This window comes from Flavobacterium sp. R1_16 (genome assembly GCF_057652095.1).
Genome location: NZ_JBYFCG010000008.1, coordinates 98484 through 119437, shown reverse-complemented (window position 1 = coordinate 119437; position 20954 = coordinate 98484). Strand labels below are relative to the sequence as shown.

Sequence of the window (20954 nt, the reverse complement as noted above, 5' to 3'; positions counted from 1 at the left end):
TCGGGTGTAATTTCGGGAACGCCTTCGGTGATTTCAGGTAGTTCTAGTTATACCGTAACAGCAACGAATTCAGGTGGATCAACTTCGTTTATTATCTCAATAACAGTAAATGATGTTGCTCCAAGTGCACTATCCTATAACTCGCCTAATATTTACACCAGAGGAACCACAATCACTAACATGATTCCATTGGTATTGGGTGGTGAAGTAATTAACTATTCTATATCTCCTGATCTACCTCTAGGATTAACCTTGAATCCATTATCTGGTGTGATCTCAGGTACTCCTTTGGAAATTTCATCTGAAACTTTATATAAAATTGTTGCTTCTAATTCGGGAGGTACTATTTCTTTTGATTTGCTTATCACCGTGAATGATATTGCCCCAAATACCTTAAGTTATGCTTCACCTAATGTATTTACTAAAGGAAATACTATTTCAAGTTTAGTACCAATTATATTGGGAGATGTTGATAGCTACAATATCTCTCCCTCTTTACCAATAGGACTGAATTTTGACACCGCTTCAGGTGTAATTTCAGGAACCCCTAATACTATTAGTGGTACTGCTTCTTATACTGTTACAGCGACCAATTCGGGTGGGTCGACTTCGTTTACTATCTCAATTACTGTGAATGATGTTGTGCCAAGTATGCTTTCCTATAACTCGCCTAATGTGTTAACTAAAAATAGTGCAATGACTCCTTTGAGTCCTGTTGTTTCTGGGGGGGCAGTAGTGAGTTATTCTATTTCTCCTAGTCTACCTGATGGCTTGAATTTTGATACTGCTACGGGTGTGATTTCTGGAACACCAACTAGTATTAATGGTACTGATACTTATACCGTAACAGCAACGAATTCGGGTGGATCGACTTCGTTTACTATTTCAATCACTGTAAATGATGTTGCTCCTAATTCACTTTCTTATAACTCGCCTAATGTTTGGACTAAAAATGTTGCAATTGCTCCTTTGAGTCCTTTGATTTCTGGTGGTACTGTAGTGAGTTATTCTATTTCTCCTAGTCTACCTGATGGTTTGAATTTTGATACTGCTACGGGTGTGATTAGTGGAACGCCTTCGGTGATTTCAAGTAGTTCTACTTATACCGTAACGGCAACTAATTCGGGTGGGTCGACTTCGTTTGCTATTTCAATTACAGTAAATGATGTTGCTCCTAATGCGCTTTCCTATAACTCGCCTAATGTGTTAACTAAAAATAGTACGGTTACCCCTTTAATTCCTTCGGTTTCTGGGGGTGCAGTGGTCAGTTATACTGTTGCTCCTAGTCTACCTGCGGGATTAAATTTTGATACTGCTTCGGGTGTAATTTCGGGAACGCCTTCGGTGATTTCAGGTAGTTCTAGTTATACCGTAACAGCAACTAATTCCGGTGGATCAACTTCGTTTGCTATTTCAATTACAGTAAATGATGTTGCTCCTAATTCGCTTTCTTATAACTCGCCTAATGTTTGGACTAAAAATGTTGCAATTGCTACTTTGAGTCCTTTGATTTCTGGTGGTGCTGTAGTGAGTTATTCTATTTCTCCTAATCTGCCTGATGGCTTGAATTTTGATACTGCTTCGGGTGTAATTTCAGGAACGCCTTCGCTGATTTCAGGTAGTTCTAGTTATACCGTAACAACAACGAATTCAGGTGGATCTACTTCGTTTGCTATTTCAATTACAGTGAATGATGTAGCGCCAAGTGCTCTTTCTTATAACTCGCCTAATGTTTGGACTAAAAATGTTGCAATTGCTACTTTGAGTCCATTGATTTCTGGTGGGGCAGTAGTGAGTTATTCTATTTCTCCTGATCTTCCTGATGGGTTAAATTTTGATACTGCTTCGGGTGTAATTTCGGGAACGCCTTCAGTGATTTCAGGTAGTTCTAGTTATACCATAACAGCAACTAATTCTGGTGGGTCAACTTCATTTGATATGATAATTGAAATAGAAAACACATTAACTGTTATTGAAAACCAATTTACAAAAATTAAGGTGTATCCAAATCCATTTAATGATGTCATATATCTTTCCGAGACAAGTAAACTAATTTCCTACGAATTATATAGCCCAGAAAGTAAATTGATTCAAAAGGGAATTGTATATAATTCTAAAATAGTATTTCATAATTTACCTACTGGTATATACATTTTAAAATTACATTCCAACAATGAAATTGAAACTAAAAAAATAATTAAGAAATAAAAATAACTAAAAAGCCACTTTTTGAAAGTGGCTTTTTAGTTATTTTTTTAAAGAATCTTGCCATTCTTCAATTAAAATATTGAACTCTTTTTTAATTTTTGTTTTGTCTAAAACACTGTATTTTGGTCGCTTTGCTGGAGTAGGAAATTCTGCTGTAGAAATTGGTTTTAAATTAATTTTAATGTTATTTACTTCAAATATTTCTTTTGCAAAATCATACCAACTGGCTTTACCCTCATTACTGTAATGATATATTCCATAATTAGTACTAGAACTCAAAATGACTTTTACAATTACATTTGCCAAATCTACAGCGTGAGTCGGTGAGCCAATTTGATCATTTACAACGCCTAAAGAATCCCTATCTTGAGCTAATTTGAGCATTGTTTTCATAAAATTATTACCAAATTGGGAATACAACCATGAAGTTCTAATGATAAAGTATTTTTTTAGAATTCGAATTATTTCCAACTCCCCTTCTCTTTTTGTTTTACCATAAACTCCCTGAGGGTTTGTTTCATCCTCTTCTGTGTAAGGACTGTTCTTGTTACCATCAAACACAAAATCTGTTGAAATATGAATAAGTGTTGTTTTAAAGTTTAAGCATGTTTCTGCTATGTTTTTAACCCCTTCTACATTAATTAAATGTGCTTGCTCTGGTTCACTTTCCGATTTATCTACAGCTGTGTATGCCGAGGCGTTTACGCAAAAATCTGGCTTCAAAACTTTGAAAACATCCTCAAGATTTAATTTATTAGTGATATCTAAACTCGAACGAGAAAAAAAATGAAATTCTATTTCTGGATAATCATTTGCTATGAACTGAAACGATTGTCCTAATTGTCCTCCTGCTCCTACTATTATTACTACCATGCTCCTCTGGCTAGTTTTAATTCAGGTTGTACTTTATCTTTTTCGGAAATAATCAGCTCATTTTCAGGAAAATCCCAATCTATATTGATTGTTTTGTCATTATAAATTATACCCCCTTCAGATTCTTTATTATAAAAATTATCGCATTTGTAAAAAAAAGTAGCTGTTTCGCTTAATACTAAAAACCCATGCGCAAAACCTCTAGGTACAAAAAATTGAGTTTGATTATCTGCTGATAATATTACTGATACATGTTCACCAAATGTTTTTGAATTAGGTCTAATGTCAACTGCAACATCAAGAACTTCTCCAGATAAAACTCTTACTAGTTTGGCTTGACTGTGTTCGCCTACTTGATAATGTAATCCTCTTAGAACGCCTTTTGAAGAAAAAGACTGGTTATCTTGAACAAAATGTATTTTCTGACCAATACTCTTTTGAAAGGTATTTTCATTGAAACTTTCCATAAAATAACCTCTATCGTCTTTAATTACTTTAGGTTCAATTATGTAACAGCCTTCAAGCTTTGTAGCGATAAAATTCATGTTTCTAAATAATACTTAACAAATGGCTTCCATAACCACTTTTTAATAAAGGTTTAGCTAATGTTTTTAATTGTTCGGCATTAATAAACCCCATTCTATATGCAGCTTCCTCTATAGATCCTATTTTTAATCCTTGACGTTCTTCTATAACCTGAACAAATTGACCCGCCTGCATTAACGAATTAAATGTTCCTGTATCTAACCAAGCAGTCCCTCTATCAAGGATACTTACTTTTAACTTCCCTCTTTTAAGATATTCTTTATTAACATCTGTAATTTCTAATTCTCCTCTATGGCTTGGTTGTATGTTTGCTGCAATATCAACAACATCATTGTCATAAAAATAAATTCCTGGGACGGCATAGTTGGATTTTGGATTTTTAGGCTTTTCTTCTATAGAAAGTACCTTACCCTCTGCATCAAAATCTACAACTCCATATCGCTCAGGATCAAGAACATGATAAGCATATATAATTCCTCCGTCTGGATCATTATTAGCTAGTAATAAATCGGATAAACCTGTTCCGTAAAATATATTATCTCCAAGAACTAAAGCTACCTTATCATTTCCTATAAATTCTTTTCCAATGATAAATGCCTCTGCTAATCCATTAGGATTTTCTTGAACTGCATATTCAAATCGACATCCTAATTTTTCTCCATTACCTAATAACTGCTTAAATAAGGGTAAATCATGAGGAGTTGAAATAATTAATATCTCTCTTATACCTGATATCATCAAAGTTGATAACGGATAATAAATCATTGGTTTATCATAAATCGGCATTAGTTGTTTACTAACTGCTAACGTTAATGGATGAAGTCTTGTTCCTGATCCACCAGCTAATATTATTCCTTTCATGGCTTTCTGGTTATTTACTTACTGAATGTTTTTTCCATTTGTTTTTTGTAAAAATTTATGAAAAAATGAATGAAAATGAAAATGAAAATGAAAAGAATTGGTAAGACAATTTTTAATTTACCATTGACGGATTTAGTATTTTCAATATTAATTGTACTACTACTATCTTTAATTATTTTATCTAAGCTCACTAAATCCACACGTAAATTCCCTTGCTCGGTAATTAATTTGTTTTTTGTCTCAATTACATCGTTCAATTGAGTATTCTCATTGTAATAAACTAATTTATCGCTTTTAGTGTTTCCGTTTGTAGTATTTGAAAAACTATTTAAAAATCCGTCTATCTGTGCAATAATAACCTCATTCGCTTTCATTTTTACTTTTATATTATTTATATTCTCTTGTTGAACCTTACCATAAAAATTATTGTTATTTAAAAATTTCAATATAGGTTCAATAGTCTTTTTATTACTAGTTAATTTTTTTGTACTAAAAGAAATTAAGTGGTAATTATAGTTTTTACTAGTTGTTTTTTCCTCGACTATTTTAGTTATATCTCCATTTTCAGCCATTAATTTTAGTAATTCAAAATTTTTTTCACTTCCATTACTTATAAATTTATAAATATCTACTATAGGTTTTATTTGAATTCTTGAAAGTTTATCTGGCTCTTGAACTCCTATTGATTTTAAAAATATTGTGTCTTTTTCTTTAATTTTTGATTCTATTAAATCAATTTTTGAATATAAATAATCTGTACTCTCAAAATTAGGCGAAACTATTATTTGGTTATCATAAACCTTTATATTCTTATCTAAATAAAATCCTATACCAACACCAAATAATAACAAAATTCCAATTATCAAAATATGCTTAATTACAAACTGTATACTTCTAAAAATAGATGCATTAATCTTTTGGAAAACGCCACTTATTTTTTGAAAAATTATAGATACATCTATCTCTTGTTCTGCTTGATTTTTTTGATTTTTCTCGCTCATTTCTGTTGTCTTATTTTATATTAAATATTTGTTCTAAAATCTTTATTGTAATTAAATAGGTTGGTTTTACTCCTGTTGTTCCTAAACCTCCTGAGGCCAACGTGCTACCTGTCTCTAAAGGATTATCTGATGCATAATAAGCATATCTTACCTTTACATCTGGATTAATACTTTTCCTGATTTTAGAGGCAGATTGAACTGCTTTTTGATAATAGGCGCCTTCCATCTCTAGTCCTATTACTCCCCAGGTTGATTCATGGAAAAATTTTAATAAATCTTTATTCTGAAGAGAAGTTCCAAGTACTGTAACCATAGGTCCTGCATATACATCTATGTCATTTCCTTCTAACATTTCCTTGGTCAACTCGTTTTGGAAAGTATAATTGTCCCCTGTTCCTTCATTGATGTGCGCCGATGGAATCATTATATCACCTTTTCCTCCTTGCAGAATTCCAGCTTTACCCATAATGGAAACAGATTCCACATTCAAAAACACTTTTTTATCTTTTGTTTCTTGAAATGGCTTTAATAATTCATCTATAGTTTCATAAGCTTGCTCGCCAAAAGCGTAATCCATTACTATAATAACTGGTTTAGCATCTGCTAATTTTGCAGTTGGAAAAGCTGATTTTTTAAAATCTATTTTTGCTGTATCAAAAATTTGTACATCAATATTAGTTCCTGAAAAATCTGGTAAAGAAATCATCCCATATTGCTTCGCAAAATCTTCAACTTTATTTCGCAAATCATGAGCTCCGCTCTTACTCAACTCTTCATATATAAAGAAATCCGATTGGTCTTTGAATTTAGTTTTTAAAATATGAGTCGCAAAAATAGAGTTCATCACACTATGCATATTAGCGCTAATAATATGGATGGGGCGGTCTAAAAGCTGGTTTGCTTTCAAAACTTGTTTAATATTTGTTGCCCAAATTTCTCCGTGAATATGATGTCCTAAGCGCTCTCTTAATATAGGACTAAAAGTAATAGTTCGCTTAGTATTGTCAACAACTTCCTCTAACGCCAATTTTCCTAACCAATATATAACATGTAGAAATCGATCTGGTTTGTCTGTTGTACCAAAGGCATCATAAATATCTAATACTTCCGAAAATGTTCTTCCTAGAATATTAGCAACATGAGAAATTGTTTTTTCTTTTTCAACTTGAACAAGTTTTTTTTCTTGTAAAACAGCCTGCTCTAATTTTTGCCAATCACGAGTAACCTCACCACTTTCATCAATAAGTATTCTGTCTTTTATTTTATGAGACTCTATGAAAATAAAAGTCAAGTGTGTCAAAATATCATAAATATCTGATCGTCCTCTCGTAATTTCAATATTCATTTGTTCGTCATCGATGCGATAACAATTTCGTTTTCTTTTTGGCGGAATAATTGGTTTAAAATGAGATTTTGAATACCCTTCATCAGAAGTCAAATTAATAAATTTACATTCTTCGATTCCTATTGGAAGACGCTCAATTACATACAAAAGACCATTCAATTCTACTTTTTCTTCTGCAATTGAGCCATATATTTCAGGCCTTAGGGATAATAATGCTTCTCTTAATGTTTCTCCCGAAACCCCCATTGGTTTATAGAATCCTCTATTGAACAAATGGCGCATTGTGATGTATAATTTTTCTACTGCACTTGATGATTCTTGTGCTCTTGATCGTACTATGTTTTTAATTTCTTTCATTAATTTTATAATTTATAACCTGCAAATGTAAGGTTTTTATTTTTAGTTGGTAAGAATCAAATTAATTGCTGGTTCATATATCTTAGTGGTCTGTTTTGAATCCAAATCATTTTCCATCGTCTTTCTGTTCCATTTTCCACCTGAAAAAGTATACAAATACTCTCTTTCTACATAATTATAGAGCACAAATGGATAATAAATTTTTTGTGTTTGTGTCGAATTTGAATTTACGTTTTTAACAATTTTCTCTACTTTATTATTTTCAATAATTAACTTTTCAAACCCAACAAAAATTCCATTATTTGGCATTCTCAAATTGTATTTTGTAACATTAAAAGCGGTTTTATTCACTCCTTTATTTACAGAAACGATAAAATCTCTACCTAAAAGTTCTTCACCTGGAAATCCATTTGAATCAACACCGTAAAAATGAATTTTAATACTCGCATTATCTATTTTACTGTCTGTAAAAATGGTTACCTGTTTTATGAATTTAGTTTTCTTGTATTGAGGTAAATAAGGGAAAAATTTAGTATCAATCCTTGGACCGTTATCAAAAGCTTCTAAAATTTCATTGTCGGTTTTACCTATTTCAATTTGTCTGGTTTCTTTTCTTTTTAAAATTACAATTTCTTCTAGTTGATACGGAATTTGTTGTAAATAAACCTCTGAACTATTTGAAATTTTAACTATTTTCTTGGTATAACCTAAAGCTGAAAAAATTAAATTCTTGCTTTTTTGTGAGACATTTACTGAGAATGTCCCGTCTTCTTCTGAGGTGGTTCTGTTATTTTCATTTTCTACCCAAATACTTACGTACGAGATTGCTTTTCCAGTAATGCTGTCTTTTACAACTCCTTTTATTTGAGAAAAAGCAGAAACAGATGTTAAAAATAACACTGTAAAAAATATTTTTTGTTTCATTTTTGTTTACAGTTTCTCTAACACTTCTGCCACACTTCTATCGTTACTCAATCGTTGAATTTTATTTTGTCCTCCCAATTTGCCAATGGATTTCATATAATCTTGAAAACCATTTTTCCTAACTTTTGTTACCACTAATTCTCGCAACACTTTTCCAGCAATTAAATCATCATAATAAATATTCTGTTTGCGCATTGCCCTATCAATTTTTAATGCAAAATCCTCTAAATCATCAGGCTCTTTCTCAAATTCAATAAACCATTCGTGGTAAGGTAATCCATTATTAGGAGTAATTTGTGGTGCAACTGTAAATTCATTAATTCTAACTAAAGTACCATCAACGGCTTGCTGCATGGCACTTTCAACTTCTTTGCTTATTACATGTTCTCCAAAGGCGGATATGTAATGCTTAACACGACCTGATACTATAACTCGATACGGTTCTAAAGAAGTAAACTGAACTGTGTCGCCTATATTGTATGCCCATAGCCCAGCATTAGTTGAAATTATTAGGACATAATTGACTCCTATTTCTACTTCTCCAATGGTATATCTTCTCGGGTTTGATGATGAAAATTCATCTGTTTTGATAAATTCATAAAAAATCCCAGCATTTAAAAGAAGTAACATTCCTTTTTCCTTTTGTGAATCCTGATATGCAAAAAAACCTTCCGATGCAGGAAATAACTCTATGCTATCAACTTTTCTGCCAATTAAGTTCTCAAATTTTGCTCGATAAGGTTCATAATTGACACCGCCGTAAATGAATAAATTAAAATTCTTAAAAATTTCCCCAACAGGCTTACCCCCTTTTTGATACAACTTTTCAAAATACATTTGAACCCAAGATGGAATTCCGGAAATCACCGTCATGTTTTTATGAAATGTTTCTTCAACAATGGTGTTGACTTTTGTTTCCCAATCTTCAATACAGTTGGTCTCCCAGCTTGGCATTCTGTTTTTTTGTAAATATTTTGGAACAAAATGAGCGACAATTCCTGATAATCGACCAAATTGAATTCCCTTCTTTTCCTCTAGTTTTGGGCTTCCTTGTAAAAAAATCATTTTTCCATCAACAAAATCTGCATTTCCTGTTTCGTGAATATAATGCAAAATGGCATTTCTCGCCGCTTCGATATGATAGGGCATCGATTCTTTTGTTAATGGAATGTATTTTGCTCCCGAGGTCGTACCTGATGTTTTTGCAAAATACAATGGCTTTCCTTTCCAGAGTATGTTGGGTTCTCCATTGACAACTCTGTCGATGTACGATTTTAACTCTTCATAATCGCGAACTGGAACCTCTCTGGCAAAATCCTGAAACGTTTTTATATTTTCAAAATTATGATCAATACCAAATTGTGTTTCTTTGGCTTGATGAATTAAATCCATAAAAACTTTTTGCTGAGATTCAACAGGCTCTCTGGCCCAATTCATAGTGCTTCGGTATACGCTCTTGGCAAATATTTTGGCGGCAATTGCTTTTATTGATATCATTTTATTCAAACTCTATAAATTGTGTAGGGTCTATAGGATAACCATCTTTCCATAATTCAAAATGCAAATGAATGCCATCGGATTCCAGTCCAGTTGCCCCTGCTAAGGCTATAGCTTCTCCAGTTTTTACAACATCGCCCTGAGAAGTCGTTAATGACGCTACATTTTTATATACCGAAATAAATCCGTTATTATGTCTTAAAACAATTACATTGCCAGAAGACGGAGTCCAATCGGCAAATACAATAGTTCCGTTAAGAATGGCTTTTATTGGTGTGTTATTTGTTGTGGCTATATCAACAGCAAAGTGCTTTTTTTTAGGACTAAATTTTTCTAATACTAACCCTTTGACTGGTGGAAAAAGAACAATACTTTCTCTAGATTGTGCTTTTTCAAAAAGATTATACTTATCCTCTCTTTCCACCTGAGCTCTCAATTGTAAATCGGCTTCTGTTGGCTGCAAATCAGCTTCTTTTGGAAATTCTGTTTTTGAAACTAATATGGAGTCTTTGTTGAATTTTGCATACTCTAAATCTCCAGTCAACACTTTTTTAATAGAGGCAATATAAGCTTCATTTTTTTCTAAGGCATAAGCCAATGAATCTGATTTTATAGCCAATTCTGTTGCGTCTTTTTTGAGTTTACTCGAAGCATATCCGGGAATAAATTCGCGTAGAGGTGTAAAAGCAATAATATACGTTGTGAAAGTTATAATTAAAATTGCTCCAATAGTTGCAACTACAAAAACATTCATTAAGGTTAGTTTTAAAGAAAACATTTCCTCGAAAGTATCTTCATTCAAAATAACCAATCGGTTTTTTGTAAAGAGTTTTTTCTTTAATAATTGTCTTTTAAGACGCTTCTCAGACATGGTTTTGATTTGTTTCACAAATATATAAATTTATGGTTGTTTTATGATTGATATCCTTTTTTGTTGTTATCTTTGCCTTATTAAATACTAAAATATGATATCATTAGTACTTTTTCTCGGAGAATTTGGTCCAACAGAAATTATACTTGTTTTAGCAGTAATACTATTGCTTTTTGGAGGTAAAAAAATCCCTGAATTGATGAAAGGTCTCGGTAGTGGTGTAAAAGAATTTAAAAACGCTGCGAAAGACGATCAACCTACTGACAAAAAAGAAGAAAAAATTTAAAACTAATCTAATGACCGCATTAACAATATTTTTAGGAGAAGTAGGTCCAATGCAAATCATACTTGTTTTGGCTATTATTTTATTACTTTTCGGAGGTAAAAAAATTCCAGAACTAATGAAAGGTTTAGGAAGTGGTGTAAAAGAATTTAAAAACGCTGCGAAAGACGACCAACCCGCTGATAAAAAAGAAGAAGACAAAAAATAATCTTTTTTTCTTTGCAAAAAATTCCAAATTCTGTTTTTCACAATAGAGTTTGGAATTTTTTATTTACCAAATAATTACAATTTTATTACCATATTACACATTAATTTTTACTTTAGCCTTTTAACTTTAACATACAACAACATGAACAAAACGTTATTGGTTTTAACAGCTTTAATTTCTTTTGGATTTGCCAATGCACAAATTAAAGAAAAAGGAACAATTGAAATTACCCCAAAAATTGGAACCTCTAGTTTTTATGAAAATAATGAAGATGATGCTACGAAATACAACTCTGGTGTAGAATTTGGAGCTACCGTTGATTATTATTTTAACAATAGGTGGAGTTTACGTTCAGGATTAATTGCCGACAAAATGGGTGGAAGAGTTCGAGATGCTGGAGATATTTATGAAGATAAATTAAATTATTTAAGTATCCCAATTAATGCCAACTGGCATTTTGGTAGTACTAGAAAATGGAATTTGAATTTTGGTTTAAGTCCTTCTTTTTTAACAAATGCGAATATTGTTATAAATGGAAAAGAAAGCAAAATTCCAACTAGCGATATTGAATCCTTTCAATTGGGTTTTACCTATGGTATAGGATACAAAATAGAAATCAATAAAAAATTTGGTATTTTAATTGACACACAATTTTTTAATGGTTTGACTAACATTAATAAATCCTCAGAAGCTCGAATTGTTAATGCTGGTTATAGCTTTAACCTTGGTGGAGTAATTCAACTGTAAAAAATTTTAATTTACAATCAAAAACCAGCTTCAACAACAACTTGAAGCTGGTTTTTTTATGAACTTTATTGCTAAATTACCATGGTCAACTGAATTCTTTTTCTTTCCTCATCAACCTCAACTACTTTTACCTGAACATGTTGATGGAGTTTTACTACTTCATTTACATCACTTACAAAACCTGCTTTGAGTTGCGAAATATGGACCAGTCCACTTTCTTTGATTCCAATATCGACAAAGCAGCCAAAATTGGTAATATTGTTCACAATTCCCGGAAGAATCATTCCTGTTCTTAAGTCTTTTATTGATTTTACGTTGGCATCAAATTCAAATATTTTCGCTGATTTTCTAGGATCAAGTCCTGGTTTTTCTAATTCTTTAATAATGTCTTTTAAACCCAATAAACCGATATTGGCTGTGACATATTTTTCGAGTGGTATCAATGCTGTTTTTGAAGGATTGGCAATCAAATCGTTTACAGAAAGTTTTAAATCTTTCGCCATTTTCTCCACAATTTCGTAGGATTCAGGATGCACTGCTGAATTATCCAACGGGTTTTTAGCATTCGGAATTCGGATAAAAGCTACTCCTTGTTGATAAGCTTTATCTCCTAGACGCGGCACTTTTTTGAGTTGTTTTCTGTCTTCAAAAGGACCATTTTGCGAGCGATAATTTACAATATTTTCGGCCAACTTCTCTCCTATTCCACTCACATAACTCAACAAATGTTTACTTGCTGTATTGATGTTTACTCCAACAGAATTCACACATCGAATTACCGTTGAATCCAATTCTTCTTTCAACTTGGTTTGATCGACATCGTGTTGGTACTGCCCTACTCCTATCGCTTTTGGGTCAATTTTTACCAATTCGGCTAATGGGTCACTCAATCGTCTTCCAATGGAAACCGAACCCCGAACAGTAACATCAAAATTCGGAAATTCCTCTCTAGCAATTTTCGATGCAGAATAAACCGATGCTCCTGCCTCTGAAACTACAAAAACTTGAACTGGTCTGTCGAATACTATTTTCTTGATAAAAAATTCTGTTTCTCTCGAAGCAGTTCCGTTTCCTATAGAAATCGCATCAATTTTATAGGAATTGACCATCGAACGAATTTTTTTCATCGCCATTGTTTCTTCTTTTTGAGGTGCATGCGGATAAATGGTTTCATTGTACAACAAATCTCCTTTTTCATCTAAGCAAACCACCTTACAACCACTTCTAAATCCTGGGTCAATGGCTAAAATTCGTTTCTCTCCTAAGGGCGGAGCTAGTAACAATTGTCCTAAATTGGTAGCGAAAACCTGAATGGAATTCGCATCAGCTTTGGCTTTAGCTTCTTGTAACACTTCATTAGAAATCGCTGGATTCAATAATCTTTTATAACTATCTTCAATCGCCAATTGTAAATGTCGGGTTGTATCGTTATTCTTTTTTATAATTAATTCTTCTATTATTTCAAGAGCTTCTTCTGACTCGACTTCAATTTTTATTTTTACGAAACCTTCATTTTCAGCGCGAAGCATCGCTAACAATCGGTGTGAAGGTGCTTTGGTTAAATTCTCAGACCAATCAAAATACTGATTGAATTTTTGGGCATCTTGGTCGTCTTTTTTTGTTTTTACCACTTTAGTGACAATCGAAGCTTTCCGATGATAAAGTCTACGCAATTGTTTCCTAACATAACTATTTTCATTAATCCATTCGGCAATAATGTCACGTGCGCCTTGCAAAGCTTCATCTTCATTGCGTATTTTTTCATTCAAATAACGAGAAGAAATAAAATCGATATCATCATTATTTTGTGCCATAATAATTTTAGCCAAAGGTTCTAATCCATTTTCACGAGCGACATCGGCTTTGGTTTTTTTCTTCTTCTTGAAAGGCAAATAAAAATCTTCTAATTCTCGGAGGTCGAAGCTATTTTCAATTTTCGATTTCAATTCAGTAGAAAGTGCGTTTTGCTCTTCAATCGATTTTAAAATACTTTCTTTTCGCTTTACAATTTCATCATATTGTTTAGAAAGTTTAGCGATAGTTTCGATTACAACTTCGTCTAAATTTCCTGTTTGATCTTTTCGGTAACGAGAAATAAAAGGAATGGTGCAATCTTCTTGTAATAATTGAACCGTATTTTGAATATTTATTGTTGCTGTTTGAACCGTTTTGGAAATGTATTGTATGTTGGTCATAGTATAATTTAACGTTAATCCTGAACAATGAAGTCTTTAACATCATTTTTATCAAATTCTGGTTGAATAGTGCAGTGATTAATATGAAAATCGTGATGCAAAACTTCTTCAATTTGAGTAACCAATGTATTAAATTGAGAAACTGTAATATCTTCTTTGCAATCCAAATGAGCTTCAAAGTGAAGTTCATGATCATTTAAATGCCATAAATGAATGTGATACAATTGATGAATCCCTGTAACTTGGTGAATAGCATTTGCGATTACATTAATATCGAGATTTTCAGGTGTGAAAAGCATTAATATTTTTGTGGTCGATTTCAAAATGCCAAAACCCATCACGATGAGATAAATGGCAATAGCAAAAGTAATCACACTATCCACCCAAAACCATTGAAGATAGTTCATTAAAATTCCACCAACCAAAACAGCTACCGAAGCCATCATATCTGTAAAAAGATGCATATAGGCCGATTTCATATTCAAATTGTGATCAGCATCTTTTTTGAGAATTAGAACTGAAAATCCATTGAATGCAATTCCTAAAATTGATAACCAAATTACTAATTCAGAACTAATTTGTACGGGATGACTAAAACGAATTATTGCTTCATAAATCAGAAAAAAAGCTACAAAAATTAAAGTAGCCGAATTGATAAAAGCTGCAATAATTTCAGCTCGTTTGTAACCAAAAGTTCGTATTTCATTTGCTTTTCTCTTAGACAAACGATGCGCAAATAGGCTAAGAACTAATGAAATTACATCGCTAAAATTATGCAACGCGTCTGATAGCAAAGACAAGCTTCCTGAAATAAATCCACCGATAATTTGAGCCAAAGTAATTCCGATATTCAAAAAAATAGAAACGGAAAGATTTTTGTCGTTTACTTCGTGATGATGGTGGTAGTGCTCATGTGACATTTTTACTGACAAGCAATTTTATTCACACGATTTTGGTGTCTACCACCTTCAAAAGCGGTATTTAGAAACGTTTCTACTATTTCTACAGCTTGTGGAATTGAAGTAAAACGCGCTGGAATACTTACAATATTAGCATCATTATGCAAACGTGTTAAATACGCAATTTCTTTCGTCCAACACAATCCGGCTCTTACTTTTGGATGTTTGTTTACGGTCATTGCAATTCCATTTCCGCTGCCGCAAATGACAATTCCAAAATCTACTCTTCCTTCAGAAACAGCATCAGCAACAGGATGACCAAAATCAGGATAATCTACAGAATCTTCCGAATCGGTACCATAATTTATGACCTCGTATCCTTTTGACTCAAGCATTAATACAATTGCTTTTTTGTAATCTGGTCCTGCGTGGTCGTTTCCAATAGCTATTTTCATTTGGTTGTTTTTTAGATTGTATTTTGCAAATTTACCAAAACTAATAGCTACTGTCTAACTTTTTATAGTAAATAAAACAAATCGTAGATAAAATCACAAACTACTATAAATCAATATTTTAATTAATTACAGATAGTATAATTTAACAATTGTTGATAGTTAAAACTAATTGCTTGATAATCAGTTAACTTTAAATTAACATAAAATGTTAATAAATCAATAACGATTTTTAGAACTATTTCTTGTTTGTATCAGATAAAATTGTAATCCAAAACCAAGATGAAAAAAACTAATTTAGTTGGATTAACTTTTAGATTTTTTATCTTCAAAAAATGAGTGTTTATTAACAAAATTGAGTTGTTAAACTTATTTACAAAAACACCTTTTTTTAAATTGTTAACAGTTGTTTATTGTTTTTTGAAATGAGTTTAAAATGAACGATTTATATTCTGAAAAAGCTGTTAATAATTCTTTATAAAAAAAGATAATTTAAAAAACACCATTTTTAAAACAAAGTTATTGTAACTATTAACACGCTATAATAATCACCATAAATTAATTTAATTTCAATTTTTTCTTTTTGTTGTTTTTAATAGATGTTGAAAACTATTTAGATTTTTGATTGAAGAGTACCGATTTTAAATTTTAGAGGTTTTTAAACAATTTCAAGATTAGTATTTAGGTTACTTAAAATATCTTTTACTTTTTCAAAATCTTTAGGGTGTACTTTAAGTTGAATGCCACCGTAAGCGAAACTGGCTAAAGGATCTATTGAAATTAAATTTTCGTTTTGAAACAAATACGGAATACCTTCATTCTCTAAAATCGATTTTAAAACTATGATTTCGTGAGCAAAATTGAAGGTGGCTACAGTAATAAATTCAGTCATAGAAGTACTTTTTGTAAAGATACAAAAGTTATATTTTCAATAAATCTATACTCCATTTTCTGTTTTCTATTTTCTTATTTCGTAATTTTCAACTTTTAAGAAAAGAATTATGAGTAATAGAACAAAAAAGTTTGGAAAAAAAGGAAAAACATTCTCTGAAAAGATTTTAAAAATACTTTCTCAAAATGCCAACAAACCTTACAATTACAAACAAATAGCTGCTATTTTAGAGCTGGATGATACTAAAAGTAGAAATGAAATTATAAAAGATTTAAAAATTCTAGCAGCTCAAAAAGTAATCATTGAATCAGAACCTGGAAAATATTTAGTAAAAGCAATCAGTCAAGATTATTATGAAGGTACAATTGATATGACCAGTCGTCGTACCGCTTTTTTTATTTGCCCTGAACTGGAAGAAGATGTTTTTATTCCTACCAATAATTTAAATCATGCTTTTGACAAAGACAAAGTAAAAGTCTATATTTATAATAGAAGAAAAGGGCGAAGACCTGAAGGTGAAGTCATTGAAATCATAGAAAGAAATAAAACAGAATTCGTAGGAGTTATAGATATTCAAAAGAATTTTGCTTTTGTATCGACTGCTAATCCTAAAATGTACACTGATATTTTTATACCAAAAGACAAATACAACGGAGCTGAAAATGGTGATGTTGTTGTAGTAAAAATTGAAGATTGGCCTAAAAAAGCAGATTCACCATTTGGTTCTGTACAACAAGTTTTAGGAAAACAAGGAGAACACAATACTGAAATTCACGCCATTTTGGCCGAGTACGGATTACCTTATGATTTTCCAGTTGAAGTTGAAGTTTTTGCTCAAAAATTAGATACAAGCATTCAAGAAAGCGAAATCAAAAATCGTCGTGATATGCGCGATACACTCACTTTTACTATTGACCCAAAAGATGCTAAAGATTTTGATGATGCCTTGTCTTTCAAAAAATTAGACAACGGAAATTACGAAATTGGCGTTCATATTGCCGATGTTTCCTATTATTTGCAAGAAGGAACCATTCTGGATGACGAGGCATATAAAAGAGCCACTTCTGTTTATTTAGTCGATAGAGTAGTACCAATGCTACCGGAAGTATTGTCAAATTTTGCCTGTTCTTTACGACCAAATGAAGAAAAATATACCTTTTCGGCTGTTTTTGAATTGAACGAAAAAGCACAATTAATCAATCAATGGTTTGGAAGAACGGTGATTCATTCTAATCAACGTTTTTCTTATGAAGAAACACAAAATATTATAGAAACTAAAGGGAATACCATTCCAGCTGAAATTTCAATTACAGGAAAAACCTATCAAGTATCCGATGAAATTGTCAACGCTACTTTAAAACTAGATGAATTGGCTAAAATTCTCAGAAGACACAGAATGAGTGATGGTGCCATTTCTTTTGATAAAGTTGAAGTAAAATTTAATTTGAATGAAGAAGGCGAACCTGAAGGTGTTTATTTCAAAATTTCGAAAGATGCCAATCATTTAATTGAAGAATTCATGCTTCTAGCCAATAAAAAAGTGGCTGAATTCATTGGGAAACAAAAGAAAACTTTCATTTATAGAATTCATGATGAGCCTAATGAGGATAAATTATTCAATCTTCAAACGGTGATTTCTAAGTTTGGATACAGCATCAATTTAAAATCAAAAGGTGAAATTTCAAAATCTTTAAACACCTTATTGCAAGATGTTGTTGGGAAAAAAGAGCAAAATTTAATAGATACATTAACCATTCGAAGTATGAGTAAAGCCAAATATTCTACTGAAAATATCGGCCATTACGGATTAGCTTTTGATTATTATTCACATTTTACTTCACCTATTCGTCGTTATCCTGATGTAATGGCACACCGATTATTGCAACATTACATCGACGGAGGAAAATCGGTTGATGCTGAATTGTATGAAGAAAAATGTGTTCATTCGTCTAACATGGAAGGTTTAGCAACCAATGCAGAACGAGACAGCGTGAAATACATGCAAATCAAATTCATGCAAGACCATAAAGATCAAGAGTTTTTAGGCGTTATTTCTGGTGTAACCGAATGGGGAATTTATGTTGAAATCGTCGAAAATAAATGTGAAGGAATGTGTAGAATTCGTGAAATACGTGACGATTATTACACCTTTGATGACAAACAATATGCACTAGTGGGCGAAATTTCTAAAAACATATTACAATTAGGTGACGAAGTTTACGTTAAAGTTAAAAATGCCGATTTAGTTAAGAAACAATTGGATTTTAATTTTATTAGAAAAAACGAATAAAAAACATGCAAAAATTTGTAGTAGTCGTAGCAGTATTCTTGAGTCAGTTTATTTTTTCTCAAGATAGTGTAACCAAAAATCTAGGTGATTTTAATAAGGTAACTTCATTTGATCAAATCGATGTTTTGTTGGTTCCAGCCAATGAAAATAAAATTATTCTCAATGGAGAAGGAGCTCAAGAAGTAGAATTAGTCACTAAAAATGGTGAATTAAAAATCAGAATGCCTCTAGCAAAACTGCTTAAAGGAGACGACATTTCCGCAACAGTTTATTATAAAAATATTGATGCTGTTGAGGCCAATGAAGGTTCCAGAATTGCAAGTGAAGCTACATTCGATGTCACTAATTTTGATATCATTGCCAAAGAAGGTTCTGAAATAAAATTGCTTTTAGATGTTGCCCGAGTTTCGGTAAAAGCGTCAAACGGTGCTAAGGTTTATCTGGAAGGAAAAGCTAAAAATCAAGAAGTGATAATCAATTCAGGAGCAATTTTAGAAGCTAGAAAATTAAACACTGAACAGACTATTATTACAGCAAATGCTGGTGGCGAAGCCGATATTTTTGCTAAAGAATTTGTTGATGCTAAAGTTCGAGCTGGAGGAATAATTCAAATTTTTGGCAAACCAAAACAGATTAATCAAAAAATAATTGCTGGAGGAACAATTACAGAAAAGTAAAAATAATTCCTTATTTTTGAAACAATTCACAAAATCAGCCCATGATTCAAGATATTTTTTCAGGAATACCTTTAGGAATTTTTTTAAGTTTCATGATTGGTCCTGTATTTTTTGTTTTGATAGAAACCAGTGCGATAAAAGGATTTAAAGCTGCTTTTGTTTTTGATTTAGGAGTAGTTTTTGCAGATGTTTTCTTTATTGCTGTTGCCTATTTAGGAAGTTATCGATTGATTCAAAGTATAAAAGACAAGCCTGCACTTTTTATTTTTGGTGGAATAGTAATGCTAGTTTACGGAATCATTTCATTGTCAAAATTAAAAAAACAGCAAAAAGTAAAATTCGAATTAATAGACAAAGAAATTATCAAGAAAAACTACGGAAGTCTTTTTATGAAAGGTTTTTTCTTGAATTTTATTAATGTTGGAGTATTGGGTTTTTGGTTAGCTGTTATCATTTCGATAGGACCAAAATTACAGCTTGAAACTTCTAGAATGATTGTTTTTTTCTCCTCAGTAATTGGTACTTATTTACTCATAGACATTGGAAAAATAGTACTCGCCAAACAATTAAAACACAAAATGACTCCTAACAATATCCTCAAAATGAAGAAAATCACCAGTATTTTACTCATCATTTTTGGATGTGTATTGATGTTTCAAGGTTGGTTCCCTTCCGATCAAAAACTAGCTAAAGAAGTGTTAGAGAAGATTGATTAGTACGTTCTAAAAATTTATAACTAATTAGTTTTTAATTGATTATATTTGAAATAAATTATAATCTGATTTTGAACGGCATCTCGAATAAGTTAGACATTTAAAATTTAAAAGTACTACACCATGGCAAAGAAAATTTTAATAACGCTGACCACTTTTTTTTTAATTATACTTCCATTTATCTTAGGGATTTCCATAGGTAAATATTCGCCCTATACAGAAGCCAACAGTTTTTGGACCTATGTATTAATTTGGGCAGGAGTTTCAATAGTTTTAGCTTCAATTGATTTAGTACTACTTAAATATTTCCATCAATCATACAATACAATAGTAGTTGCGGGTGTATTCCTTTTTTTACTTTTATGCCCAATTTTTGGAATAGTTGGTTTAGCTTCTCCACCCGATCTAAGTATCAAAATGCTTGAACACCCTGAAAGAGAACATCTACGGTATAGTTTGCTCTTTTTTGGAGCGATACTATTTGGAACTTTTTTCTATTTTCTTCTCAAAGGAAAATCATTAAAAATAAAGGATTCAACAAAATGGATTATAGCGGTGCTTGCTACACTTGCTTTTGTTGAGATTATTTGGGAGTTTACCCATCATTTTTTATATCCTGAAGGATTAAGAGATTGGATAAATCAAGGTAAACGAGTTGAAGATTTTAGTAAGAATTATGACGATGCAACTGTGATTACAATTGTAGTCATTGGACGCTATTTACAATACCTATTAATCATTTGGCTTTCGCTACAGTTATACAAATTGAAACAAATCAAAATTTGGAATCCAATACTTAATATACTTTTTAGCGTGATGGGAATTGTTTCAGCAACTGTCATATTTGTAACTCAATATAATATTCCAAAAGGATTTGAAATTTTACATTTATTTTTTATACCTGGATTTCCGTTCTTATTACTATACTGGTTAGGAGTAGCACTAGTGACTAAGTTTACAAAGACCGAAATTAAAGACTAAAAAAGTCAATCATAAAACCTTCAAGTTTCCTTATTAAAAACTAATTAAAGAAGTTTTAGAGAGGATGGATTAGTAAGTTCTAAACATTTTATACTTAAATTTTTTTAAATAGTAGTGTTAATGAATTATATTTG

Annotated in this window: 20 protein-coding genes; 8 read left to right on the top strand and 12 right to left on the bottom strand. The window is 31.7% G+C overall.

The window, feature by feature from the left end; translation table 11 throughout:
- A partial coding sequence (locus AC23L6_RS12155; protein WP_487562598.1) for a putative Ig domain-containing protein occupies window positions 1–2208 on the top strand: 2208 nt, incomplete at its 5' end.
- A gap of 39 nt (window positions 2209–2247) precedes the next feature.
- Here AC23L6_RS12155 and rfbD read toward each other — a convergent pair.
- The 8 genes from rfbD to AC23L6_RS12115 are packed head-to-tail and all read right to left on the bottom strand — an operon-like array spanning window position 2248 to window position 10501.
- Window positions 2248–3081 (bottom strand): dTDP-4-dehydrorhamnose reductase, encoded by an 834-nt coding sequence (rfbD, locus tag AC23L6_RS12150; protein WP_487562599.1) that lies wholly within the window; start codon window positions 3079–3081, stop codon window positions 2248–2250.
- On the bottom strand, window positions 3075–3626 hold the full coding sequence (gene rfbC / locus AC23L6_RS12145) for a dTDP-4-dehydrorhamnose 3,5-epimerase (RefSeq protein WP_487562600.1): 552 nt from the start codon (window positions 3624–3626) through the stop codon (window positions 3075–3077). Before rfbC ends, rfbD begins: the two co-directional genes overlap by 7 nt.
- 4 nt (window positions 3627–3630) lie before the next feature.
- A complete protein-coding gene (rfbA, locus tag AC23L6_RS12140; protein ID WP_487562601.1) occupies window positions 3631–4488 on the bottom strand; it encodes a glucose-1-phosphate thymidylyltransferase RfbA in 858 nt (285 codons plus the stop codon).
- Window positions 4489–4502: 14 nt separating this feature from the next.
- Window positions 4503–5489: a hypothetical protein gene (locus AC23L6_RS12135; RefSeq protein WP_487562602.1), complete on the bottom strand. Its 987-nt coding sequence runs from the start codon at window positions 5487–5489 to the stop codon at window positions 4503–4505.
- Window positions 5490–5499: 10 nt separating this feature from the next.
- The gene (locus tag AC23L6_RS12130) at window positions 5500–7191 is read right to left on the bottom strand and encodes a DUF6909 family protein (RefSeq protein WP_487562603.1); all 1692 of its coding nucleotides are present in this window, start codon (window positions 7189–7191) and stop codon (window positions 5500–5502) included.
- Between the two features lie 42 nt (window positions 7192–7233).
- Window positions 7234–8115 carry a carboxypeptidase-like regulatory domain-containing protein gene (locus AC23L6_RS12125; RefSeq protein WP_487562604.1) on the bottom strand — a complete coding sequence of 294 codons (882 nt, stop codon included), beginning with the start codon at window positions 8113–8115 and terminating at the stop codon, window positions 7234–7236.
- Window positions 8116–8121: 6 nt separating this feature from the next.
- A complete protein-coding gene (locus tag AC23L6_RS12120) occupies window positions 8122–9609 on the bottom strand; it encodes a GH3 family acyl-acid amido synthetase (protein ID WP_487562705.1) in 1488 nt (495 codons plus the stop codon).
- Window positions 9610–9613: 4 nt separating this feature from the next.
- On the bottom strand, window positions 9614–10501 hold the full coding sequence (locus AC23L6_RS12115) for a murein hydrolase activator EnvC family protein (RefSeq protein ID WP_487562605.1): 888 nt from the start codon (window positions 10499–10501) through the stop codon (window positions 9614–9616).
- A gap of 76 nt (window positions 10502–10577) precedes the next feature.
- Between AC23L6_RS12115 and tatA (AC23L6_RS12110) the strand changes: the two genes are divergently transcribed.
- The 3 genes from tatA (AC23L6_RS12110) (at window position 10578) to AC23L6_RS12100 (ending at window position 11721) form a co-directional block, all read left to right on the top strand.
- Complete coding sequence (gene tatA / locus AC23L6_RS12110; RefSeq protein ID WP_487562606.1) at window positions 10578–10769, top strand: twin-arginine translocase TatA/TatE family subunit; 192 nt, start codon at window positions 10578–10580, stop codon at window positions 10767–10769.
- Between the two features lie 10 nt (window positions 10770–10779).
- The gene (tatA, locus tag AC23L6_RS12105) at window positions 10780–10974 is read left to right on the top strand and encodes a twin-arginine translocase TatA/TatE family subunit (RefSeq protein WP_487562607.1); all 195 of its coding nucleotides are present in this window, start codon (window positions 10780–10782) and stop codon (window positions 10972–10974) included.
- Between the two features lie 141 nt (window positions 10975–11115).
- Window positions 11116–11721 carry a porin family protein gene (locus tag AC23L6_RS12100; RefSeq protein ID WP_487562608.1) on the top strand — a complete coding sequence of 202 codons (606 nt, stop codon included), beginning with the start codon at window positions 11116–11118 and terminating at the stop codon, window positions 11719–11721.
- 71 nt (window positions 11722–11792) lie between these two features.
- Here AC23L6_RS12100 and AC23L6_RS12095 read toward each other — a convergent pair whose 3' ends face one another.
- The 4 genes from AC23L6_RS12095 to AC23L6_RS12080 form a co-directional block, all read right to left on the bottom strand.
- Entirely contained in the window at window positions 11793–13916 is a 2124-nt protein-coding gene (locus AC23L6_RS12095; protein ID WP_487562609.1) for a Tex family protein, read from the bottom strand.
- A gap of 14 nt (window positions 13917–13930) precedes the next feature.
- The gene (locus AC23L6_RS12090; RefSeq protein ID WP_487562610.1) at window positions 13931–14836 is read right to left on the bottom strand and encodes a cation diffusion facilitator family transporter; all 906 of its coding nucleotides are present in this window, start codon (window positions 14834–14836) and stop codon (window positions 13931–13933) included.
- Between the two features lie 2 nt (window positions 14837–14838).
- The gene (gene rpiB / locus AC23L6_RS12085) at window positions 14839–15270 is read right to left on the bottom strand and encodes a ribose 5-phosphate isomerase B (protein WP_487562611.1); all 432 of its coding nucleotides are present in this window, start codon (window positions 15268–15270) and stop codon (window positions 14839–14841) included.
- 655 nt (window positions 15271–15925) lie between these two features.
- The gene (locus tag AC23L6_RS12080; protein ID WP_487562612.1) at window positions 15926–16159 is read right to left on the bottom strand and encodes a DUF2007 domain-containing protein; all 234 of its coding nucleotides are present in this window, start codon (window positions 16157–16159) and stop codon (window positions 15926–15928) included.
- Window positions 16160–16268: 109 nt separating this feature from the next.
- On the opposite strand from AC23L6_RS12080, the gene rnr reads away from it, so the two are divergent.
- The 4 genes from rnr to AC23L6_RS12060 all read left to right on the top strand — a co-directional run bounded on the left by rnr (window position 16269) and on the right by AC23L6_RS12060 (window position 20820).
- The gene (gene rnr / locus AC23L6_RS12075; RefSeq protein WP_487562613.1) at window positions 16269–18449 is read left to right on the top strand and encodes a ribonuclease R; all 2181 of its coding nucleotides are present in this window, start codon (window positions 16269–16271) and stop codon (window positions 18447–18449) included.
- A gap of 5 nt (window positions 18450–18454) precedes the next feature.
- Window positions 18455–19126, top strand: a complete 672-nt coding sequence (locus AC23L6_RS12070) for a head GIN domain-containing protein (RefSeq protein ID WP_487562614.1) — start codon at window positions 18455–18457, stop codon at window positions 19124–19126.
- A 41-nt stretch (window positions 19127–19167) separates the two neighbouring features.
- A complete protein-coding gene (locus AC23L6_RS12065) occupies window positions 19168–19842 on the top strand; it encodes a LysE family translocator (RefSeq protein WP_487562615.1) in 675 nt (224 codons plus the stop codon).
- Between the two features lie 120 nt (window positions 19843–19962).
- Entirely contained in the window at window positions 19963–20820 is an 858-nt protein-coding gene (locus AC23L6_RS12060; RefSeq protein ID WP_487562616.1) for a hypothetical protein, read from the top strand.
- Window positions 20821–20954 lie beyond the last annotated feature (134 nt).